Source organism: Vibrio sp. SCSIO 43097 (assembly GCF_023650755.1).
Lineage (GTDB): Bacteria > Pseudomonadota > Gammaproteobacteria > Enterobacterales > Vibrionaceae > Vibrio > Vibrio alginolyticus.
Window position 1 is genome coordinate 1,231,005 of sequence record NZ_CP071840.1, and the last position, 20,398, is coordinate 1,251,402.

Annotated in this window: 18 protein-coding genes and 1 other annotated feature; of the genes, 4 read left to right on the forward strand and 14 right to left on the reverse strand. The window is 44.4% G+C overall.

What is annotated here, in order from left to right; genetic code table 11:
- Positions 1–75: 75 nt before the first annotated feature.
- The 3 genes from luxN to J4N40_RS05805 form a co-directional block, all read right to left on the reverse strand.
- Positions 76–2,616 carry a quorum-sensing autoinducer 1 sensor kinase/phosphatase LuxN gene (gene luxN, locus J4N40_RS05795; protein ID WP_054577679.1) on the reverse strand — a complete coding sequence of 847 codons (2,541 nt, stop codon included), beginning with the start codon at positions 2,614–2,616 and terminating at the stop codon, positions 76–78.
- Positions 2,609–3,793: an acyl-homoserine-lactone synthase gene (locus J4N40_RS05800; protein ID WP_250654420.1), complete on the reverse strand. Its 1,185-nt coding sequence runs from the start codon at positions 3,791–3,793 to the stop codon at positions 2,609–2,611. The genes luxN and J4N40_RS05800 overlap by 8 nt, the downstream gene beginning before the upstream one ends.
- A 156-nt stretch (positions 3,794–3,949) precedes the next feature.
- Complete coding sequence (locus tag J4N40_RS05805; RefSeq protein ID WP_005376774.1) at positions 3,950–5,209, reverse strand: dicarboxylate/amino acid:cation symporter; 1,260 nt, start codon at positions 5,207–5,209, stop codon at positions 3,950–3,952.
- A gap of 543 nt (positions 5,210–5,752) precedes the next feature.
- Between J4N40_RS05805 and J4N40_RS05810 the strand changes: the two genes are divergently transcribed.
- Positions 5,753–7,294 carry a long-chain-fatty-acid--CoA ligase gene (locus J4N40_RS05810; protein ID WP_054577046.1) on the forward strand — a complete coding sequence of 514 codons (1,542 nt, stop codon included), beginning with the start codon at positions 5,753–5,755 and terminating at the stop codon, positions 7,292–7,294.
- Between the two features lie 126 nt (positions 7,295–7,420).
- Here J4N40_RS05810 and J4N40_RS05815 read toward each other — a convergent pair whose 3' ends face one another.
- From J4N40_RS05815 to trpL2, 8 genes are all read right to left on the reverse strand, one after another.
- Positions 7,421–8,116: a Crp/Fnr family transcriptional regulator gene (locus J4N40_RS05815; protein WP_005376777.1), complete on the reverse strand. Its 696-nt coding sequence runs from the start codon at positions 8,114–8,116 to the stop codon at positions 7,421–7,423.
- A gap of 196 nt (positions 8,117–8,312) precedes the next feature.
- Positions 8,313–9,119, reverse strand: a complete 807-nt coding sequence (gene trpA / locus J4N40_RS05820; RefSeq protein WP_213911099.1) for a tryptophan synthase subunit alpha — start codon at positions 9,117–9,119, stop codon at positions 8,313–8,315.
- Complete coding sequence (gene trpB / locus J4N40_RS05825) at positions 9,119–10,309, reverse strand: tryptophan synthase subunit beta (protein WP_005445041.1); 1,191 nt, start codon at positions 10,307–10,309, stop codon at positions 9,119–9,121. The genes trpA and trpB overlap by 1 nt, the downstream gene beginning before the upstream one ends.
- 64 nt (positions 10,310–10,373) lie before the next feature.
- Entirely contained in the window at positions 10,374–11,813 is a 1,440-nt protein-coding gene (gene trpCF / locus J4N40_RS05830) for a bifunctional indole-3-glycerol-phosphate synthase TrpC/phosphoribosylanthranilate isomerase TrpF (protein ID WP_104975457.1), read from the reverse strand.
- A gap of 13 nt (positions 11,814–11,826) precedes the next feature.
- Complete coding sequence (gene trpD, locus J4N40_RS05835; RefSeq protein ID WP_213905764.1) at positions 11,827–12,837, reverse strand: anthranilate phosphoribosyltransferase; 1,011 nt, start codon at positions 12,835–12,837, stop codon at positions 11,827–11,829.
- Positions 12,838–12,874: 37 nt separating this feature from the next.
- The gene (locus J4N40_RS05840; RefSeq protein ID WP_250654421.1) at positions 12,875–13,483 is read right to left on the reverse strand and encodes an aminodeoxychorismate/anthranilate synthase component II; all 609 of its coding nucleotides are present in this window, start codon (positions 13,481–13,483) and stop codon (positions 12,875–12,877) included.
- 16 nt (positions 13,484–13,499) lie between these two features.
- Positions 13,500–15,065 (reverse strand): anthranilate synthase component 1, encoded by a 1,566-nt coding sequence (locus J4N40_RS05845; protein WP_213970694.1) that lies wholly within the window; start codon positions 15,063–15,065, stop codon positions 13,500–13,502.
- 126 nt (positions 15,066–15,191) lie between these two features.
- Positions 15,192–15,295 (reverse strand) — a sequence feature (Trp leader region).
- Positions 15,242–15,367, reverse strand: coding sequence for a tryptophan operon leader peptide (trpL2, locus tag J4N40_RS05850; RefSeq protein WP_005376787.1), 126 nt, complete (start codon positions 15,365–15,367; stop codon positions 15,242–15,244). (Overlaps the previous feature by 54 nt.)
- A gap of 95 nt (positions 15,368–15,462) precedes the next feature.
- Between trpL2 and rnm the strand changes: the two genes are divergently transcribed.
- Both rnm and J4N40_RS05860 read left to right on the forward strand, forming a co-directional pair.
- A complete protein-coding gene (gene rnm / locus J4N40_RS05855; RefSeq protein WP_213970693.1) occupies positions 15,463–16,320 on the forward strand; it encodes an RNase RNM in 858 nt (285 codons plus the stop codon).
- A gap of 59 nt (positions 16,321–16,379) precedes the next feature.
- Positions 16,380–17,000, forward strand: a complete 621-nt coding sequence (locus tag J4N40_RS05860; protein WP_005376791.1) for an L-threonylcarbamoyladenylate synthase — start codon at positions 16,380–16,382, stop codon at positions 16,998–17,000.
- Positions 17,001–17,093: 93 nt separating this feature from the next.
- Here J4N40_RS05860 and J4N40_RS05865 read toward each other — a convergent pair whose 3' ends face one another.
- A complete protein-coding gene (locus tag J4N40_RS05865; RefSeq protein WP_005376796.1) occupies positions 17,094–17,804 on the reverse strand; it encodes a calcium-binding protein in 711 nt (236 codons plus the stop codon).
- A gap of 565 nt (positions 17,805–18,369) precedes the next feature.
- On the opposite strand from J4N40_RS05865, the gene rluB reads away from it, so the two are divergent.
- On the forward strand, positions 18,370–19,308 hold the full coding sequence (gene rluB / locus J4N40_RS05870) for a 23S rRNA pseudouridine(2605) synthase RluB (RefSeq protein WP_005376798.1): 939 nt from the start codon (positions 18,370–18,372) through the stop codon (positions 19,306–19,308).
- A 187-nt stretch (positions 19,309–19,495) separates the two neighbouring features.
- Here rluB and J4N40_RS05875 read toward each other — a convergent pair whose 3' ends face one another.
- Together J4N40_RS05875 and efpL are read right to left on the reverse strand one after the other, a co-directional pair.
- Complete coding sequence (locus tag J4N40_RS05875) at positions 19,496–19,816, reverse strand: HI1450 family dsDNA-mimic protein (RefSeq protein WP_005376800.1); 321 nt, start codon at positions 19,814–19,816, stop codon at positions 19,496–19,498.
- 2 nt (positions 19,817–19,818) lie between these two features.
- The gene (gene efpL / locus J4N40_RS05880) at positions 19,819–20,385 is read right to left on the reverse strand and encodes an elongation factor P-like protein EfpL (RefSeq protein ID WP_250654422.1); all 567 of its coding nucleotides are present in this window, start codon (positions 20,383–20,385) and stop codon (positions 19,819–19,821) included.
- Positions 20,386–20,398 lie beyond the last annotated feature (13 nt).

The window sequence follows — 20,398 nt, forward strand, 5'->3', positions numbered from 1 at the left end:
GCAGCCTGCTTGACCTTCTGGATAATTCGATTTACTCCAATAATGCACATCTAGTGCCAATTCTATATTTGCAAATTAAAAAGTGTTGGAAGGTGCAAAATTCTCGTTCTGTAACCATCTTTGGATGACGACTTGAAGTGCATTTAACGTGGTGGGCTTTTCGAGCCTGTCATCCATGAGTGTCGAAATTAGCTCCAACTCTCTAGCTCCAGACTCACCAGATAAGGCAATGATTGGAACGGAGGATGTGATTTGCTTAATCCGTTGGCTGGCGTCAAATCCATTCATTACCGGCATTTGGACATCCATAAGAACGAGATCAATCTTGTGAGAGTGGAATAGTTCTACCGCAGAGGCTCCATTATTTGCTTGTAAGCTGTTGACTCCCAATCTTTTTAAATACATCTGTACCAAGGTGCGTTGCACCTCTTTGTCATCAACAATGAGCACTGTTGGTGCATCTTTACATACTTGTACGTGTTGAGCTGAATGATTTTCAGAATGTGATGGAGTTGCTTTCCAGTTATCAAAGTCCGGTGCTCTCAATGTCTCTGGTTTTGGTGCGTTTGGTACGACTGGGAAATACAAGTAGAATTCTGTGAACTCGCTCAATTCAGACTGGCACTCTATTCGTCCTCCGAAGGAGCGCATAACACGTTGGCAATAGCCCAAACCTAAGCCACTGCCTCCGCTTTTTTGATACGAGAAAAAGTCATCAAATATCTTGTGTAAGATACTGCGATCTATACCTGGCCCACTATCTCGGAAGATCAGAATGTTTTCGTAAGCCCCCGCCTGGGTACGAATCTCAATTTGACTGTCGGGATAAGAATCAAAATAGTAGATAGCGTTACGAATCAAATTGAAAATGACAAAGTTAAACAGGGTCTCATTTAACTTCGCGACAAAATCGTGTGCCTGTGGCAGGTTAATTCTCTCAATTATTTGATCGTTTTCAAAACCATAACGGCTTACTGCTTGGTCGATGGCTTTATGTATGGAAGTGAGAGCTAAAGGCTCATGCTCTGGTGAGCTGTCGCTAACTTCTCGTAAAATAATATCGATAAGTTGTCGACCGCGTTGTATAGCGGCTTCACCTTTATCAATTTCTCTTTTTAGCATATCCAGTGAGGCGTTTGACTCTATATGCTGTTTTAAAGCTTCAAATTGTAATTGTACTTGAGCGAGAGGGTTACGCATTTCATGTGCAATGGAGTTAGCCAGCGCACGGCTTTGGCGTACCTTTCTATCGGCTTCAATGGTGCTCTGGATGCGAACTAATAACGTTTGCAGAGCTGAGATTTCTTCATTAGAAAACAGCTTATTATCTATTTTATGTGAAGAAATCAGCAAGTGAGTAACAGATTTTCCACGACCGAAGAGAGGCATAACGAGCGCAGTATTGCTTGAGCGCATACGCTCGTAGAGCTTTCTCATCGACCCTTTAGAAGAGGAGGCATAATCAATTTCTTCAGACAACTCATCAAGCACGAGAACTGACTTGCTTGACGGCAGGTACTCTTCGTAAAACGTTTCTGTGTAATTGCTAGTGACTAGCTGTAGCTTGTTGTTTGGTATGTTAAGTAACGATGCCAACTGACGCATAGCATCATCTATTGAGCGTTTAAACTCTTCCTCTAACCCAAGGATTTGCTGAACGGGAGTGTGTCGTTTCCCATAAATAAAATATGAAGCGAAACGACTGACTCGCTTAAAAAGCAAGTGCCAACTGATACCGATAAGCGCGCATAAAGGTACCGCAACAAGCCATTGGTTATCTTCAGAGATAGGAATAAATATCGCCCCTAGCGGCAGAACAAAAATGGCGCAGACTAAGAGCGCGCTTACCGTTAAGTACGTGAGATATTTAGCGCTGTAGAAGCGAGAGGTAAGTAGGGCATAGCCCACAAACAACATTTCGCTGATTGAAAGTGCTGGTGGTAACCAAGTTAGGGAGAAGTCGCCAAGGAAATACGTCATTCCAAGGTGTATCACTGCCGTAGATAACATGAATACCAAAATGCCAGCGATCATATAGTTGCTTTTTGCTAACGTGAGCTTGCTGCTGTTAGCGCGCATGGCAATCAAGTTAAGCAGCGTTAGTACCACGAAAGCTAGCAAACTAATGAAAAAATATGAGGTATGTGGGCCAAATTTAATGACGAACTGGCTTGGACCACTAATGGTGACATTTTCGACAGTAAGATTCGGCACTAAGTTGATGTACAGTGAATACGTTGCTAGTGTGACAAAGACGACTTTTTGCCAGACTTTGACCGCTGTTTTTTTAACATCTGCGGTTAACTGGCAAGAAAAATAGAATGCAAACGCAAAGGCGAAAAAAGACGCTAAGTTCGCTAACTTAGCCATAAAGATGCCACCAACAGAGCCTAATTCTGGCAATAAATCGGTATGGAAATAGGCGTTGCTGCTTATCCAAACAATGATACAGCTGGAATAAGCGATGTAAGGCGCGTGATGCGAGCCTAAGATTGATTCACTCTTCTGTTTTAGGCGATAGCAGTAATACAGTAGCCAAGCGAATACTATTAGTACAGTCGCGTACAATGCCATTGCTTTTGGGTAAAAGAGACCGTGCAAATGAACATCAAGCATGCTCATTCACCTTTTTATCCATTCTTTTTGTTCGTACGCAATGTTTGTAGTCGCGAAATTGTATGTCTTGAAATGCTTCAACCATCATACCTAAATTCCAGAAACCGCGGTATGTCTTGGTACCGTCACCGTTAATGTCGCGGTATCCTGAGTGAAAGTAGGCACTTAAATCAATAGATTGATAGAAATTTAACATAAATACTTGCTCAATAATGGTAAAGCCGAGCTTATAGCCTGTTTTATAAAGCTCACTCATCATTGTTTTTTGCGCCAGATACAAAAAATACAGCTTTTGTTGGATGTTGCCTCCCACCGTAAGGCGCAGCACTTCGCAAACCGCTTCAGTGTTCTTTACACGAGATTGAAACTGAGCATCAAACTCAATAAGAGTGTGCTCATGAGTTAGAGCACGACACCCCAAAATACCCAGTTGATTGAGAACACTGTACCCATGATTAGGAAAGCAAAACTGCCATTGTTCGTTACTAAACTGTGGTGAGTAACTAAGCCAGTTATTTCGTTGATGCCAGCTTTGCACTAAAGCGGAGGAGACCATGATTGGTGAAGATGACGATTTGAGCAAGAGGGCAAAGTGCTGCCCTTTTTGCGAGAGTGATAAAAGAGGCAAGATTTCAAACCATTGTTCAGTTTGGACGAAAAGCTCAAGATTACTCAGTGTGATCGCTTCGGAAATCGGCATTAACGCTGCATGATTTGGCAGCATTACCTCAAGATCGCAATCTGCGATATCTTCAATTAACACGCTAGTATAGCTGTGGTCCTCAAACGGAAGCGGAGTAGGAATCGCAGCTTCGTTTGAAGGATATTTTTGCTTGATTGCTTCGATCTCGCATTGACACCAGAAAACCATCCAATGCGGGTAACAATCTGCGGCAAGTTGTTCAAGTAAACGAATCTCTTTGGAGAAACCTGTCGGATACTGTTGCACTAAATCTCGATAATCCATTAACTCAAATAGTGCAGAAAGACTTTTTGATGCGTGTTTAGGAAAGAGAGATTTAAGCAGTTTTATTCGATACAGAGCAACCTGTTGAAAAAGAGCATCTCGTTTTTGTTTCGTTAGGGTAAGAATAACTGAGTCAACCAGGGCCTGCTGCTTTGATTCGATCGGCAAATTTATTTTGGTGAGATATTCCAAAGATTGCTCAAGACTCATGATATAACCTAGCTCTAACGTTTTGTTATATTTTGTAATGGTTTATATCATTTTGAAAAATTTATGCCATCGGTTTCTATTTGTATAGTTACGTAATGCAAGAAAAGACAAAAAAACCGCTCATTATGAGCGGTTTTTGGTCTATTCAAGAAAGGGTTAGGCTTCTTGCTTTTTTAGCTCAGCTTCTGCCGTTTCTTCTTCAATTAGCGCATCAACGATAACTGCACATGCAGCATCACCTGTGATGTTCAGTGCTGTACGAATCATATCGAAAATACGGTCAAGAGCGAATAGCAGCGGTAGACCTTCAATTGGAATACCAGCGGCAAGAAGCACGGCAACCACTAGGAAAGAAGGGCCAGGAACACCTGCTTGACCAACCGCACCCAATGTAGACGTTACGATAATTGCAATGTAAGCGCCCATGCCTAGATCGATATTGAACAGTTGAGCAAAGAAGATAGCAACCAAGCCATAGTAAATCGCATTACCTGACATGTTGATCGTTGCGCCTAGAGGCAGAACAAATGATGCAGTTGAATTTTTTACGCCCAGCTCTTTTTCACAGGTGTCCATTGTGACAGGCAGTGTTGCCATAGAAGACGCTGTTGAAAGCGCAACTGCTTGCGGTTTCTTCATTGAAGACAGGAATTTCTTCGCAGATGTCTTCGTGAAAACATGCACCATTGCTGGGTAAACAACGAAACCGAAGATTAGGATGGCGGCAACGTAAACAACGAACAGTTTAAATACCACCATTAGCGCACCAAAACCAAACGTACCGACGGCTTCTGCCATCAGACCAAATACACCGATAGGTGCAATGATCATTACTTTGTTGATCATCCAAACCATTGCGTCAACGATGCAGTTAACACCATTGATGATTGGTTCACGACGTTCTTTTGCTTGCTTAGAAATCGCAATACCAAAGAACATACAGAAAACGAGTATCTGTAGGATGTTTGCTTCATTTAGTGATTGGAAAACGTTGGTTGGGATCATACCAGTGATGGTTGCCCAGAAAGTAGGTAGTTCACCTTTTGAAGCGTATTCTGCTGAGAACATGCCTTCAACGCCAGAGACGTCGATACCCATGCCTGGTTGGAATACTTCACCCATAAATAGTGCAAGCGCAACGGCTAGGGCGGATGTTAAACCAAAATAACCTAGAGTGACGATGCCAACTTTACCTGCTGACTGGCTGTTCCCAAGACCAGCGGCGCCAGAAATCAAGGCTACAGCGACCAAAGGAATAACCAACATTTTGATTAAGTTGATAAAGATAGCACCTAAAGGAGCGAACACTGTCGCATCATGACCCATCATGGCACCAACGGCTGTGCCCACGATCATGGCGATTACGACTTGTACGCCAATGTTGTTTAGCAAACTCTTTTCTTTTAACACTTCCATAACCTCTGTGCTAATAAAATGTAAAATCCTAAAATTACCCACTAACCATAAATGGATTTACGGATAATTATCTCGCCTTGCTTTTTACACTTATCGTTTACAATTGGCAATATGCAGCAAGGTATTATTGATGGATTAATCGATATTTTATTGACGAACGATAAAGTTTTGTTCAATAGCAAACGTTTGCTATTGATTTTTCTTATAATGGTCGCGCTTAGGATTGTTCAAGTTTATTTTTCTTTATTTGTTTTCTTTTTGTTAATTTTAACCGCTTTTGTATTTGCTATTGCAGTCAGAGTTTTTAGTGACTTGGGTTGATATTTATAACAATTCATCTCTTTCAAGCTCACACTTTTATTAATTTGCCTTCTGAAATGTTAATTGCTTTACATTCTTGGCTCTAATTGCGTTGTAAACATAATGTTAAATTGTAATGGCTGGTGAGACTCAAATGCTGACGATCCAGTGTTAGAGATAACTTGCTTAGTTAATGCTCCTGAGCTGATTAGACGAGAAAGACAAGTAAGAGGTGAAGAGACTATGATGAATCTTGCTGCTGCGTTACAAAGAAATGCTGCGAGTAAACCAGATAAAACGGCGTTGATATGTGGCACTGAAAAGATAAATTATGCGCAGTTTGATGCGATCGCCGGCAAGATCGCAGCGTCTTTAATCAATAAAGGCGTAAAGCCAGGTGACCGCGTTGCGATTTCATGCCCAAACATTCCTTTTTTCGCGTTTGTTTATTATGCAATACAAAAAGCTGGCGCGGTTGCAGTCCCATTAAATGTGCTTTTGAAAGCGCGAGAAATTAAGTATCACTTAGAAGATTCAAAAGCGAAGTTTTATTTCTGCTTTGAAGGGACGAAAGAACTGCCAATGGCAAAAGAGGGTGTCAAAGCCTTTGAACAAGTCGATACATGCGAAGGCATAGTCGTATTGACTCAATCTCAAGATGAAAGCTATTGGAATGGTGTAATAACTCTCAATGCGTTTATAGCCGATGTCCAACCGTTGCCGGATTATATACCGCGTAATGCGGATGATACATGTGTGATTTTGTATACATCAGGGACGACAGGCTTACCAAAAGGCGCTGAACTGACTCAGCAGAACATCATAATGAACGCTCTGGTGGCACAAAACATTATGGGCAGCCAGGCCGATGATATTCACTTAGTAACTTTGCCTTTATTTCATACATTTGGTCAAACCGTCCACTTAAATGCTAGTGTTTTGGGCGGGGCAACATTGGTGTTAGTGCCTAGGTTTGAGCCTAAACATGTTCTTGAGCTGGTGGAAAAACATAGGGTGACGATATTTGCTGGTGTGCCAACGATGTACATCGGTCTGCTTCATGTGCAGCATCAATTTGATACCTCGTCATTGCGTGTTGCAGTAAGCGGTGGTGCGCCATTACCAACCGAAATCTTTCGAACCTTTGAAGAAACATTTAATGTGCCGATCTTAGAAGGATACGGGTTGTCGGAGACAAGTCCTATTGCATGTTTTAATCATTTAGATCAGGAGCGAATACCAGGCTCGGTAGGTCAACCGGTTCAAGGCGTCGAAGTAAGAGTTATCGACATTGAAGGCAATGCACTACCGATAGGCGAAGAAGGTGAGATTGTTGTGCGTGGTCATAATGTTATGAAGGGATATCTTGACCGCCCAGAAGTTACTGAATCTGCGCTACAAAATGGTTGGTTCCATACTGGTGATGTGGGCCGCTTTGACAGTTCAGGTAATTTATTTATTGTCGATAGAATGAAAGATCTGATCATTCGAGGTGGATTTAATGTTTATCCCAGAGAAATTGAAGAAGTTTTCATGACTCATCCTGCCGTTTCAATGGTCGCGGTGATAGGGATTCCAAATGAAGAGTATGGCGAAGAGATAAAAGCCTACGTTGTACTTAAACCAAAAGAATACATTGACGCCGATTCATTACAAAAGTGGGGTAAAGAGCAATTAGCCTCGTTTAAATATCCTCGTTATGTCGAAATTCGTGAACACCTCCCGATGAGTGCGACAGGAAAGATTTTGAAACGTGAGTTGAAATCTGAATTGAATATAGCTTAGTCAATTCAATGGTTTTTGTGTCACAGCACCACTTGCCTAAGTGCAAATGGTGTTGTGCTCTTGACCAATTAGATGCATAAGGTTTTTAGCTATAGTTAGACAATACTTACCGTTTGTTGAATGGATCTATTGCTCGAGTTCTTTAAAGTATTCTTCTAAGCGTTTCGGATTGGTAATGGTTACTGAGCCATAGTTTAGCTCTAGCATCCCAATACTTTCTAATCGTTTTAGTATCTTGTGTACGCTCTGACGAGTTAGCCCCATCATGTTAGCGATATGTTCTCTTGTTACCCTGACAACGCATGGTCGAGTATCGATCGCTTGATTAAGTTGGTATTCAGCAAGTAGCAGCAACCTTTTGGCGACTCGTTCTTCAATTCCTCTAATCGCGTCATCTTCGATAACAGAAATAGCAGACCACAAGCGGCGGCTAAGTAAGTCGAGTATAGTGGGGTAACTTTGAGGGTATTTGGCGAGTAATTGGCGAAATTTATCTCCAGGAAGCTCCATTACAGTCACGTCCGAATGCGCGGTCGCACCAAAAATACGAGGCATGCCGGGAGAAAAAACATTGTCTCCAAACCAGCCACCAGCTTCGAAAATCATCAGTGTGACTTCTTTGCCTTTTGAACTAATTGAGTTCACTCTCACTGCACCTTGAGCTATGACCATAAGAGAAGATTGAAGCGCACCTTTATTGCAAATCAGTGCTTTTTCGTCGAAGCAGCGAACCTTAGTCATTTGCGCTGCTTCACTAAGCCCTTTATCTGGCAGCCCTGATAGTACAGGACATTTGGCTAGCAGTGTTTTGACTTCTTCCATGTAGCAACCTTACTGCACATTGCTTTATTGAGTTAGTTAAGTGACCCAAGCTTAACACTCTTTGAGTGCTCTGCTTGAGATAGATTTGGAAAGTGCGGGCGTTGAACAAAAAATGACGTGGTATAAACGCGATAGTAAGAAAACGCCCACTAAACATAATGTTAAGCGGGCGTTGTTGTGTCATATCAAACTGAAATTATTTTTGAGTGGCAGCTTTCATTGCAGAAACGAATTCACCTAGCTTGTCGAGCATAATTTGTGGCTGCTCAACGTTCGCTTCAATGATTTTTACCACGGCTGAACCAGAAATTGCACCAGCGGCACCAGATTCTAGTGCTTGTTTCACCTGTGCAGGCTCAGAGATGCCAAAACCAAGTAGCGCTGGTGGTGCATCAAATTGGTTCAGTCTATCGAGCATATGACCTACAGGCATGTTTGCTTTGGTTTCTGCGCCAGTAACACCTGCACGAGAGAGTAGGTAAGTGTAGCCGCCACCTAACTCTGATACTTGCTTCAGTGTTTCATCACTTGCCGTTGGTGGTGCGATGAAGATTGGGTGAATACCAAACTTTTCTGCAGCAGCAACAAATTCGGCACTTTCATTAGTTGGTACATCTGCAATCAAAACAGAATCGATACCTGCTTTTGCACAACGCTCATAGAAGTTCTCGATACCACGAGAGTAAACAAGGTTCGCGTACATCAGAAGACCAATAGGTAACTCTGGGTATTTAGCTCGGATCTTACCAATTTGCTCAAAGCAGATATCTGGTGTTGCACCTGAGTCTAACGCGCGAATGTTAGCGCCTTGGATGGTTGGGCCATCGGCTAGCGGATCTGAGAATGGAATGCCAAGTTCAAGGGCATCTGCACCAGACTCAACCAATGTTTCCATGATTTTGTAAGACTGTTCTGCGTTTGGATCGCAAACCGTTACGAACGGTACAAACGCGCCTTGTTTTTTCTCGTTTAGGCGCTCAAACATCTTTGCATAACGGCTCATTAGATCGCTCCTTTTTCTTCTAGGATGGCATGTACAGTGAAGATATCTTTATCACCACGACCTGATAGGTTCACAACTAACAATTGTTCTTTTTCTGGATTCTCACGAGCCATACGCAGTGCATGAGCCAGTGCGTGAGAAGATTCTAGAGCAGGGATGATACCTTCGTGACGCGCAATTTCTTGGAACGCTTCTAGTGCTTCATCATCCGTCACGTTGTCATATTCAGCACGGCCAATTGCGTTTAGATGTGCGTGCTGTGGACCAACTGAAGGGAAATCAAGACCAGCAGAAACAGAGTATGACTCTTCAACTTGACCATTTGGATCTTGCATCAATGGCGCTTTCATACCAAAGAAGATACCCGTTTTACCGTGTTTAAGTGGTGCACCGTGCTGGTCAGTATCGATACCTTTACCTGCTGGCTCAACACCAATTAGGCGAACACTTTCTTCTTCGATGAAGTCAGCAAACATACCGATAGCGTTTGAACCACCGCCCACACACGCGATAACTGCGTCAGGAAGACGACCTTCACGTGCCAAAATCTGATTCTTCGTTTCTTCACCAATCATGCGTTGGAAATCGCGCACGATGGTTGGGAATGGGTGAGGGCCTGCCGCTGTACCTAATAGGTAGTGCGCGTCTTCATAAGTTGCAGACCAGTCGCGTAGCGCTTCGTTACACGCGTCTTTAAGTGTTGCTGAACCCGAGTGGACAGGAATAACTTCTGCGCCCATAAGCTTCATACGGAATACGTTCGGGCTTTGACGTTCAACGTCTTTTGCACCCATGTACACGCGACACTTAAGGCCAAGTAGTGCACACGCTAGTGCGGTTGCAACACCGTGTTGGCCTGCGCCTGTTTCAGCGATGATTTCGTTTTTACCCATGCGTTTCGCAAGCAGTGCTTGACCTAACACTTGGTTGGTCTTGTGCGCGCCACCGTGAAGTAGGTCTTCACGTTTTAGGTACAGTTTGGTTTTCGTACCTTTGGTTAGGTTACGAGTTAGAGTCAAAGCCGTTGGACGGCCCGCATACTCTTGAAGAAGCGTCATGAATTCGCTGCGGAATTCTGGATCTTCTTGCGCGTCGATAAACGCTTGCTCTAGTTGCTCCAATGCTGGAACTAGAATTTGCGGAACGTACTGACCGCCGTATTCGCCAAAGTAGGCATTCAGTTTTGCCATCGTTATATTCCTTCTCGTATTTTTCGCTACGAATAGCTTTAAATTTTTTAGCTGATATCCAGCTTTAGTAGTTGCGAATGGCGGTGAAGGCCGCGAGCAACTTCTGTGAATCTTTTTTGCCTGGTGCGCTTTCTACACCAGAGTTTAAATCTAATCCCAAGCAACCTAGTGTCGCTGCTTGTTGAGCATTTTCTGGCGACAGTCCGCCCGCTAGCATAATTTGACTTGGGTCGCCGATCAGTGACCAGTCGAACACTTGACCAGTTCCGCCAGTTTGAGTGCCAACTTGCGCATCTAATAGATGGCGATCAATGTTGTCTGCTAGTAGTTCTGGCTTGGCATCAGTAACGCCGTAAGCTTTCCAAATTTCTACCGCTGCTGGCAGTTCGGTTTTGAGTTGGTTTACGTAAGCTTGGTCTTCTTGACCGTGCAGTTGCACCGCTTTTAAACCCAAAGAGGTCACGACAGAAGCAACAAAATCGATATCGTGATTTTGGAAAACGCCTACATAGTTCAGCGGAGCACCGCTCATGGTTAAGCGCGCACTCTCAAGGTCGACCGCACGCTTCGACTTCTCGACAAAAATCAGGCCACCAAATACTGCGCCAGATTGATACGCTTTTGCTGCGTCATCTGGATGAGTGAGACCACAGACTTTATTTTCGCCCAGCGTCACTTTGCGTACTGCTAGCTCTAGGTTATCTTCCGCCATCAGTGAACTACCAATCAAGAAGCCGTCTGCGTATTCCGCTAAATCACGAACTTGTTGATGTGTATAAATGCCAGATTCTGAGATTACTGTTGCGTTAGGAGCCAGTTCACGAATTGTCGGTGCCAGTTCTTTCGTACGATTCAAATCAGTACTTAGGTCGCGAAGGTTACGGTTATTGATGCCGATAACGCGTGCGCCTAGCTTAACAGCACGATGAAGCTCTTCTTCGTTGCTGACTTCGGTCAGGATACCCATGTTCAGGCTGTGTGCTGCTTCTTCTAGCGCTTTGTACTCTTCGTCATTTAGGACAGAAAGCATCAGTAGCACGGCATCAGCACTGTAATGACGTGCTAGGTAAACTTGGTAGGTATCTACCATGAAGTCTTTGCACAGAACGGGTTGTTTGACTTGACCGCGCACTTGAGGAAGAAAGTCAAAGTTGCCTTGGAAGTACTTTTCGTCTGTCAGTACCGAAATCGCGTCAGCATGGTTGTTGTAAACTGATGCAATGTAATCCAAGTCGAAGTGATCACGAATCAAACCTTTAGAAGGTGATGCCTTCTTACATTCGGTGATGAATGCCGTCTTTTCGCCACTCAGAGCATCGTAGAAGCTGCGGTCCGATGGAAGCAAATCAGACTGAAATGTGCTTAGCGGTTGAGACACCTTACGGTCTGCTACCCACTGATATTTGTCGCGGACAATTTTCGCCAGTACTTCTGCCATTTCTGCTTCTTTCTTAGAAACGTGTTCAGACAGGTTGTCAGCTTGCTGAGTGTTGAAGTCAGTCATGTTCTTCAATTCCTTAAGCGTGTGCGGCAAGTTGTTGTACCAATTGGTACGCCTTGCCTGAATTCATTGCCTCAATCGCTTGTTGCGTGTTGGCTTTTAAATCTTCGTGGCCGAATAGACGCATTAGCAGAGCAACGTTCACTGCCACTGCACCCAATTGTGCGTCTGTACCTTTACCCGTCAGGATATTGGTAATGATCGCTTTGTTTTCTTCAGGATCGCCACCTTTGATTGCTTCTAGTGGGTGCGCTTCTAGACCGAAGTCTGCTGGTGTTAGCGTGTACTCAGTGATCTTGCCGTCTTTGATTTCTGCAACCGTTGTTTCGCCATGAATCGCGACTTCGTCCAAGCCACTGCCGTGAACTACAGCGGCGCGCTTCATACCCATTTGTAGCATGGTTTCTGCGATAGGACGAACCAGTTCTTCACTGTAAACGCCCATCAATTCGATGTTAGGACGAGCAGGGTTAATCAGTGGGCCAAGAATGTTAAAGATGGTGCGTGTTTTCATGGTTTGACGCACTGGCATCGCATGGCGCACACCACCGTGGTATTGAGGTGCAAATAGGAAAGCAACACCGATATCGTCTACCGCTTTGCGCGTATCTTCTGCGTTCATAGCTAGGTTGATACCAAATGAATCAAGAAGGTCAGAAGAACCCGATTTGCTTGAAACGCTTCGGTTACCGTGTTTCGCTACTTTTAGACCACATGCTGCAGCAACAAACGCCGCAGTGGTTGAAATGTTGATGGTGTTGTGACCGTCGCCGCCAGTACCTACGATATCCGCGAAATCATAATCTGGACGAGGGAATGGGTTTGCGTTTGCCAGCAGTGCTTTTGCCGCGCCTGCAATTTCGTCTGGCGTTTCGCCTTTGATTTTTAGTGCAGTCAGCGCTGACGCCATCAAAATTGGATCTAGTTCACCACGGATAATGATGTCGAATAGCTGTTGGCTCTCTTCCTGAGTAAGCGATTCTTGCTCGTACAGTTTGGTAATAATAGGGTTGATGATTGCTTCCATATTTCCTCTCCTAAATTTCTTATGTGCCAAGTGCTTTTTAAGCAGTGAGTGGGGTCGCTGAAGTTTGTTCTTCAAGTGCCCATTCAATGGCATTGGCCAACAGTGTTGCTCCGTAGGTCGTCATAATAGATTCCGGGTGGAACTGGAACCCGCAAACTTTATCTTCTTCATGTACAACAGACATTACCAAGTCATCCACTTCTGCTGTGATGGTTAGGCTCTCAGGAACCTTGGTCGCAACTAGCGAGTGGTAACGTGCAATTGCAAGTGGTGATGGTAGGTTTTGGTAAATCGCATGGTTTTGGTGCCCCATCATAGATACCTTACCGTGAATGATTTCGCCCGCGCCAGCAACGGTGCCGCCGTATGCTTCAACAATCGCTTGGTGACCAAGACAAATTCCGATCATCGGCACTTTGCCCTTCATGCGTTGGATAAGCTCCGGCATTGAGCCTGCCTCTGACGGTGCGCCAGGACCTGGCGATAGCAGAGCCACCGGGTTTTCAAGCTCGTTTATCGCTTGTTCAATGGTTTCTGCTGGAATGTTGTTTCGGTAAATCTTGACTGAGTGACCTAGCGAGCGGAATTGATCCACAAGGTTGTAGGTGAACGAGTCAAAGTTGTCGATAAAAATGATATTAGCCATCTCTGAACCCCATTCCTTATTGTGACTTATGCGCTGCTTGGATAGCAGAGATTACCGCTTGTGCTTTGCCGCGCGTTTCGTCTGCTTCCGCTTGTGGATCAGAGTCGAACACCACGCCTGCACCAGCTTGAACTTGAGCAATGCCATTTTCTACGTAAGCTGAGCGAATGACGATACACGTGTCGAGTGTGCCTTCACCAGTTAGGTAACCAACCGCACCGCCGTAGCTACCGCGACGTGCGCCTTCCACATCGCGAATCAACTGCATTGCGCGAATCTTTGGTGCACCAGTGAGCGTGCCCATGTTCATACAAGCTTGGTATGCGTGCAGTGCGTCTAGGTCTTCACGCAGTTGACCAACCACGCGTGATACCAAGTGCATCACGTGGCTGTAACGGTCGACTTTTAGTAGGTCAGCTACGTGGCGAGTGCCTGCTTGTGCGATACGGGCAACGTCGTTACGTGCTAAGTCAACCAACATCATGTGTTCTGCGTTTTCTTTCATGTCGGTACGCAGTTCAAGTTCGATGCGGCTATCTAGGTCGAAATCAATCTCGCCGTTAGGGCGCTTACCGCGGCGACGAGTGCCTGCGATTGGGTAGATTTCAATTTGGTTGGTATCGGTTTCATACTTAAGCGCGCTTTCTGGTGATGCGCCAAACAGAGTGAACAGCTCATCTTGCATGTAGAACATGTAAGGGCTTGGGTTACTTTGTTTCAGTTCTTTATAAGCCGCCAGTGGAGAAGGACAAGGTAGAGTGAATCTACGAGACGGTACAACTTGGAATACATCGCCTTTCACTACGAACTCTTTTAAGTCGCGAACGGTTTGGCAGAAGTCTGCATCAGACACGCTAGGTTCTACCGTTACATCTGTTATTTGCTCTGCACTCGGCAACAGTTTTGGCGCTGCACACTGGGCGCTAATTTCTGCAATACGAGTCTCTAACGCTGTTTTCTCTGAACCATCAACAAACAACGTCGCTTGAAGCTGGCAAGATTCCGTTTGATGGTCGACAACAAGTAGTGTTTCCGCGACGTAGAAAACGTAATCTGGACACTGATTTGTTGCTTCGGCATTACCAAGCGGCTCGAAGTTTGCGACTAAGTCGTAGGCAAACAGACCACCAAGGAAAATCGCGTGTTTGTCTTGCTGTGAAATATCAAAACTATGCTGAACCAAACGCAGCGCATCGAAAGAAGAGGCTTCACGTAGTCGAGAGTCTTCATCTAACGTGTCGCATGGCTGGTTAAACTCCAAAGTTAGCGTTTCGCCATCGAACTTGCTCTCAACGTCACCACGGATGTTGTGGTTTAGGTGAGACAGTAGGTTTTTACCGTTATTGGTCAAGGCGTGCATGCTAACGGTATGGCCGAAGCAAACAATGCGAACCGCTGAATCTACGATCAGCAGGGATTTTAAATTTTGCTTTGAATCGATCTCAGCAGATTCCAGCAATAGGCTGTCAGTTTTGTTCTCACATAGTGTGTGGAACAAGCGAGTCGGGTCTTGAGTATAAGGGACGGAAGCCGTTAGCACTTCAAGCTGTCCAAGTTTCTTAATTTCAATGGCCTTGTTCACAAGACCTCCTTGTAGCTGTTTAAATCTTCCTGACGTACATAGTCGCATAAAGCAAACGTTCTCCCAATCTAGAGTTGGCTATATTCGATTAATGTTTAGGCAGTTGAATGTGAAATGAGCAACAAAACAAAAAAGCCCGCTTAAGTAGCGGGCTTTACAACGTTTGGTTCTATAAACTAGAAGTATACGTTTGCCCACCAAGAACTAGTCCAAGTGCGCCACCAAGCAAGATCTGATGAGTTTGCCTTATTAAGACAAACCGCAACTTTCGCTTTTTGGTTTTGGTTAAATTCTTGTAACATGGTGAACCTTAAATTACGTACTTTGTATTTGTGTACTAGTTAACTAGTGCGAGAGTAAAAAGTCAACCCCAAAACGGCATTAAAACGATAAAAATATGAGAATTGATTTACATAGTCACACCACTGCATCGGACGGTCGGTTAGAACCTAAAGATTTAGTGGAAAGGGCGCTGAGTTTTGATATCGAGGTTTTGGCGATCACTGATCACGATACGGTTGACGGTTTGGCGTTAGCTAAGCAATACGTTCAAGATAATAATTTGCCGATAAAAATCATCAATGGCATTGAGATATCGACCGTCTGGCAAAACAAAGACATTCATATTGTCGGCCTGAATATTGATCCGGAAAATGAACAATTATCTACCCTCATAGAACAGCAGAAGCAGCATCGCATAACACGATCTGAGTTAATTGCAGAGCGACTACAAAAAGCAACTCGAGTAGGTGTGCTTGAAGAGGTAAGGCAAATCGCCGGTGATGCTCCAGTGACAAGAGCGCATTTCGCGAAATGGTTGGTAGATAATGGTTACGCAAAAACCATGCAAATGGTGTTTAAAAAATACCTAACGCGTAATAACCCAGGTTATGTACCACCGAATTGGTGTTCGATGAAGGATGCGGTTGATGCTATCCATGCGGCTGGTGGAATGGCGGTATTAGCGCATCCTGGCAGATATAAGTTGACAGCGAAGTGGATTAAGCGTCTTCTAGCAGCGTTTGTCGAAGCAGGTGGTGATGCGATGGAAGTTGCACAGCCACAGCAAGCGCAACAAGAAAGGCGCAACTTGGCTGATTATGCTATACAATACAAACTATTAGCCTCTCAAGGCAGTGATTTTCACTACCCATCACCGTGGATGGAGCTAGGAAGGAACCTATGGTTGCCTGCTGGCGTCGAACCAGTTTGGAAAGATTGGGGAATAGATCCTTCGTTGAATAATACTCAGTAATACGAAGTCGAGAACCTATAAAAATATAGAGCCGAGAGGCTCGATAATGAGGAATTACAATGAGCCAGTTTTTTTACGTTCACCCAGAAAACCCACAGGCTCGCTTGATTAATCAAGCAGTAGCAATCATTCGTAACGGCGGCGTTGTGGTTTACCCTACTGATTCAGGGTATGCACTTGGCTGTCAGTTGGAGAACAAACAGGCACTGGAACGAATCTGTCAGATTCGTCGTCTGGATGATAAGCATAACTTTACTTTGCTGTGTCGTGATTTGTCGGAGCTTTCTCTCTATGCGCGAGTGGATAACTCTGCATTCCGACTGCTGAAAAATAACACACCAGGTCCTTACACCTTCATCTTCAAAGGCACAAAAGAGGTGCCGCGTCGTTTGATGAATGCAAAACGTAAGACCATCGGTATCCGTGTTCCAGACAATCAAATTGCCTTGGACTTGTTGGAAGCATTAGGTGAGCCGATGATGTCTACGTCGTTGATTCTACCTGGCAGTGACGTAACAGAATCTGATCCAGAGGATATTCGCGATAAACTAGAACATGCGGTTGATGTGATTCTTAATGGCGGTTACTTAGGTGAACAACCTACGACTGTAATTGACTTTAGCGAAGGTGAACCTGTTGTGGTTCGTTTGGGATCTGGTGACCCTGCACCATTCGAATAGTAGACGCACACCACCGTCAAACAAAATAGGAGGCATCGCGCCTCCTATTTTAGTTGTCATATCGAATATCTCATTGAACTTAACTGATTGAGGTTAAGCGAAATCGAAAATGTCGATACCATTTTGTTCTGCATAGTTGATGTATGCAGAGCTCACACCGTTTAGTGTCACTTCAACATTGTATTCATCACTTGAGAATACTGCCCAGCCACATTCATTGTAAGATAAAGTCAGATCATCCGCTGAATCCAAGAACGTATCTCGAATGCCATCGTTATCAGTGTCTCGGCCCATATCAAAGACAAGTTTGTCATGGAAAATATTAAAATCGACAATGTCGGCTTTAACATCAATATCGTTGGAAGATACTGGCTGATCAGGTACACCAATAGCCAGGCGGTTTGTAAGCACGAAGGTGTCGTCTCCACAGCCACCGCTCAGTACTGATTCACCATCACCAACAACGAGCGTGTCGTTACCCCAGCCACCACTCAAGTAGTTGTTGCCTGAATAATCAAAAATTGTGTCGTCGCCACAGCCACCAAAGAGTTTGTCGTTTCCTAATCCGCCGGATAGGAAATCGTTTCCAAAGCCGCCAGAAACAAAGTCGTTACCTCGGCCACCAAGCAAGGTATCATCTCCCCAGCCACCGAAGACAATATCATTACCTCCGTATCCTACAAACTTATCATCACCACAGAAGCCGAAGAAAATATCGGTTGTTTCAGAGCCTTTTGTGCCTGTCATATCGTCATCTTGAGATGTCCCAAAAATCCAATTTAGGTCGAGATTTAGCATAGACATTGTTCTATTCCTTTTTGTCTGATTTATGCCAATCGCCGAGAGTGCAGAGCGAACCTTGAGAGTCAGAGTACACGATAGCATTAGTGTTATTTTTGATGTGAACTAATGACTTAAAGACAATTTTTGTCTTGTTACCCACGACCTTGTTTTGCTATGAGCGCTCATTGTCTGCGGTGATTGGTATTACTTAGCAGCAAACAGGGACGGCTTATTCTTCGTTGCTTTCTAGCAATACGAACAGTAAACACACCCCAAGTGGTTATTGTTGTAACCCTGACAATTTTATCAGGTACCGCGTGGTTAAAGTGGTTCAGGAAGACCGATATTAGTGGGATTCTCGTTGAGCAATGCCTGCATTAAGTAGTAAAAAAGTTGCAGAATAGGACAAATATTTCGGTCATTTTTGAAGTGAATTTTGGTGTGGAGAATGGCGCCGATTTAGCTTACATTAACTAAGAAAGTTACGTATAATGTCCGACCGAAAAATCCCACTGAAATGGGTAAATAGCAAAATGCAGACCAATCCTGGTCTAGACGTCTGTGAAGACGACACATAGGTAGATAAATGAGCGAAAAGTTACAAAAAGTATTAGCACGTGCTGGTCACGGTTCTCGTCGTGAGATTGAATCGTTAATTAAATCTGGTCGCGTTAGCGTGAACGGTGTAGTCGCTAAGCTTGGTGAAAGACTTGAAGACGAGAGCAGCGTAGTTCGTATCGATGGTCACATTGTCTCTGCAAAGATTCAAGAAGAAGTGATTTGTCGTGTACTTGCGTACTACAAACCTGAGGGTGAACTGTGTACTCGTCACGATCCAGAAGGTCGTCGTACTGTTTTTGATCGTCTGCCAAAAATTCGTGGCTCTCGTTGGATTTCAGTTGGTCGTCTGGATGCGAACACTTCTGGTCTTCTACTTTTCACAACGGATGGTGAACTGGCGAACCGCTTAATGCACCCAAGCCGCCAAGTTGAACGTGAATACCTAGTACGTGTGTTCGGTGAAGTAACTGAACAGAAAGTTCGTAATCTAGTAAAAGGTGTTGAACTGGAAGACGGTTTAGCTCGCTTTGAAGATGTTGTTTACGCGGGTGGTGAAGGCATGAACCACACGTTTTACGTTGTTATCAACGAAGGTCGTAACCGCGAAGTTCGTCGACTATGGGAATCGCAAGAGTGTACCGTTAGCCGTCTGAAACGTGTTCGTTACGGCGACATCTTCTTAGACAAGAAACTGCCTCGTGGCGGTTGGATGGAGCTTGACCTGAAAGAAGTAAACTACTTGCGTGAGCTTGTAGAGCTTCGTCCAGAGAAAGAAACCATGCTTGATCTGAACAAAGACAATACGTCACGCAAACGAGAGCGTGCACGCAGCCAAAAAATTCGTCGCGCAGTTAAGCGCCATGAAGAGCGTGTTAACACGCCAAAAGGTCGCAGCAACAACCCTTCTCGTCGTAAGCCGAAGAAGACTGCTGGTGACCAAGGCGCACGCAACAAGCATCGTTAATCGATAGCAAAACATCAGAAAGGCTTGCCAATTCGGCAAGCCTTTTTCTTATCTGTTACATAACAAAAGGATCTAAAGCCTATATAGAGCAGGGTGCTTTGTATAAACATATATCTCAGCTAGACGAAAACAACAGATAAAAAAATACCAGCACTAGGCTGGTATCTTTGTTCATGATGAAGAAACGTTAATCGCGTTTCCAAAGCATATGGCAGAACTTATGTTCAGGGTCTCGGCTGATTAGCATACGAGCAAATACGTCATCAAGAACGTCATTTTCCTCATTTACTAGGCCGATACGAACCTCTGCATATACTTCTTTGTCGATCTCGAAGCCAACATGTTCAACCCAGTCATCACCGGTTTCAACAAGTTCTGCGGCACCACGATCTTCAAATTGCGCAGTAAACAGAATCACGTCAGCTGGCTCTAGGTTATCTGGAGCCATCTCAAGGAAAATGTCGTACGCTGCGTCGATGACGTCGTCGTAAGAAATCAAATCAGACATGCTTATGCTCGGCTCATGTATTTACGTTCAGCTGTGTTAATGATAACTCGGTCACCAGTTGCAATGTACTCAGGAACCTGGATGACAAGACCTGAAGCGAAGCGTGCTGGTTTAGTACGAGCAGATGCAGAAGCACCTTTGATTGAAGGGTCAGTTTCATCAATCACTAGCTCAACAGAAGATGGTAGTTCAATACCCACTGCAGCACCGTTAACAAGGATAATGTGGATACCTTGTGTATCTTCGTTGATGAACAGCATGTCGTCTTCAACTTCATTGTGCTTGAATGTGTATTGTGAGTAGTCTTCGTTATCCATGAAGATGTGCTCATCGCCGTCAGCGTATGAGTACACAACTGCACGTTTGTTCATTTCTACCGTTTCAACAACGTCATCAGACTTGTAACGCTCATCTACACGTGCGCCCGTGTTTAGATCTGTACAACGCATTTTGTAGATTTTAGCGCCGCCACGACCGCCAGGAGTCGTTACTTCGATGTCTTTAACTAGAAGAGTTTTACCATTAGACTCGATTGCGAAGCCTTTTTTGATTTCACTTGCCTTTGGCATTGTATATTCCTAT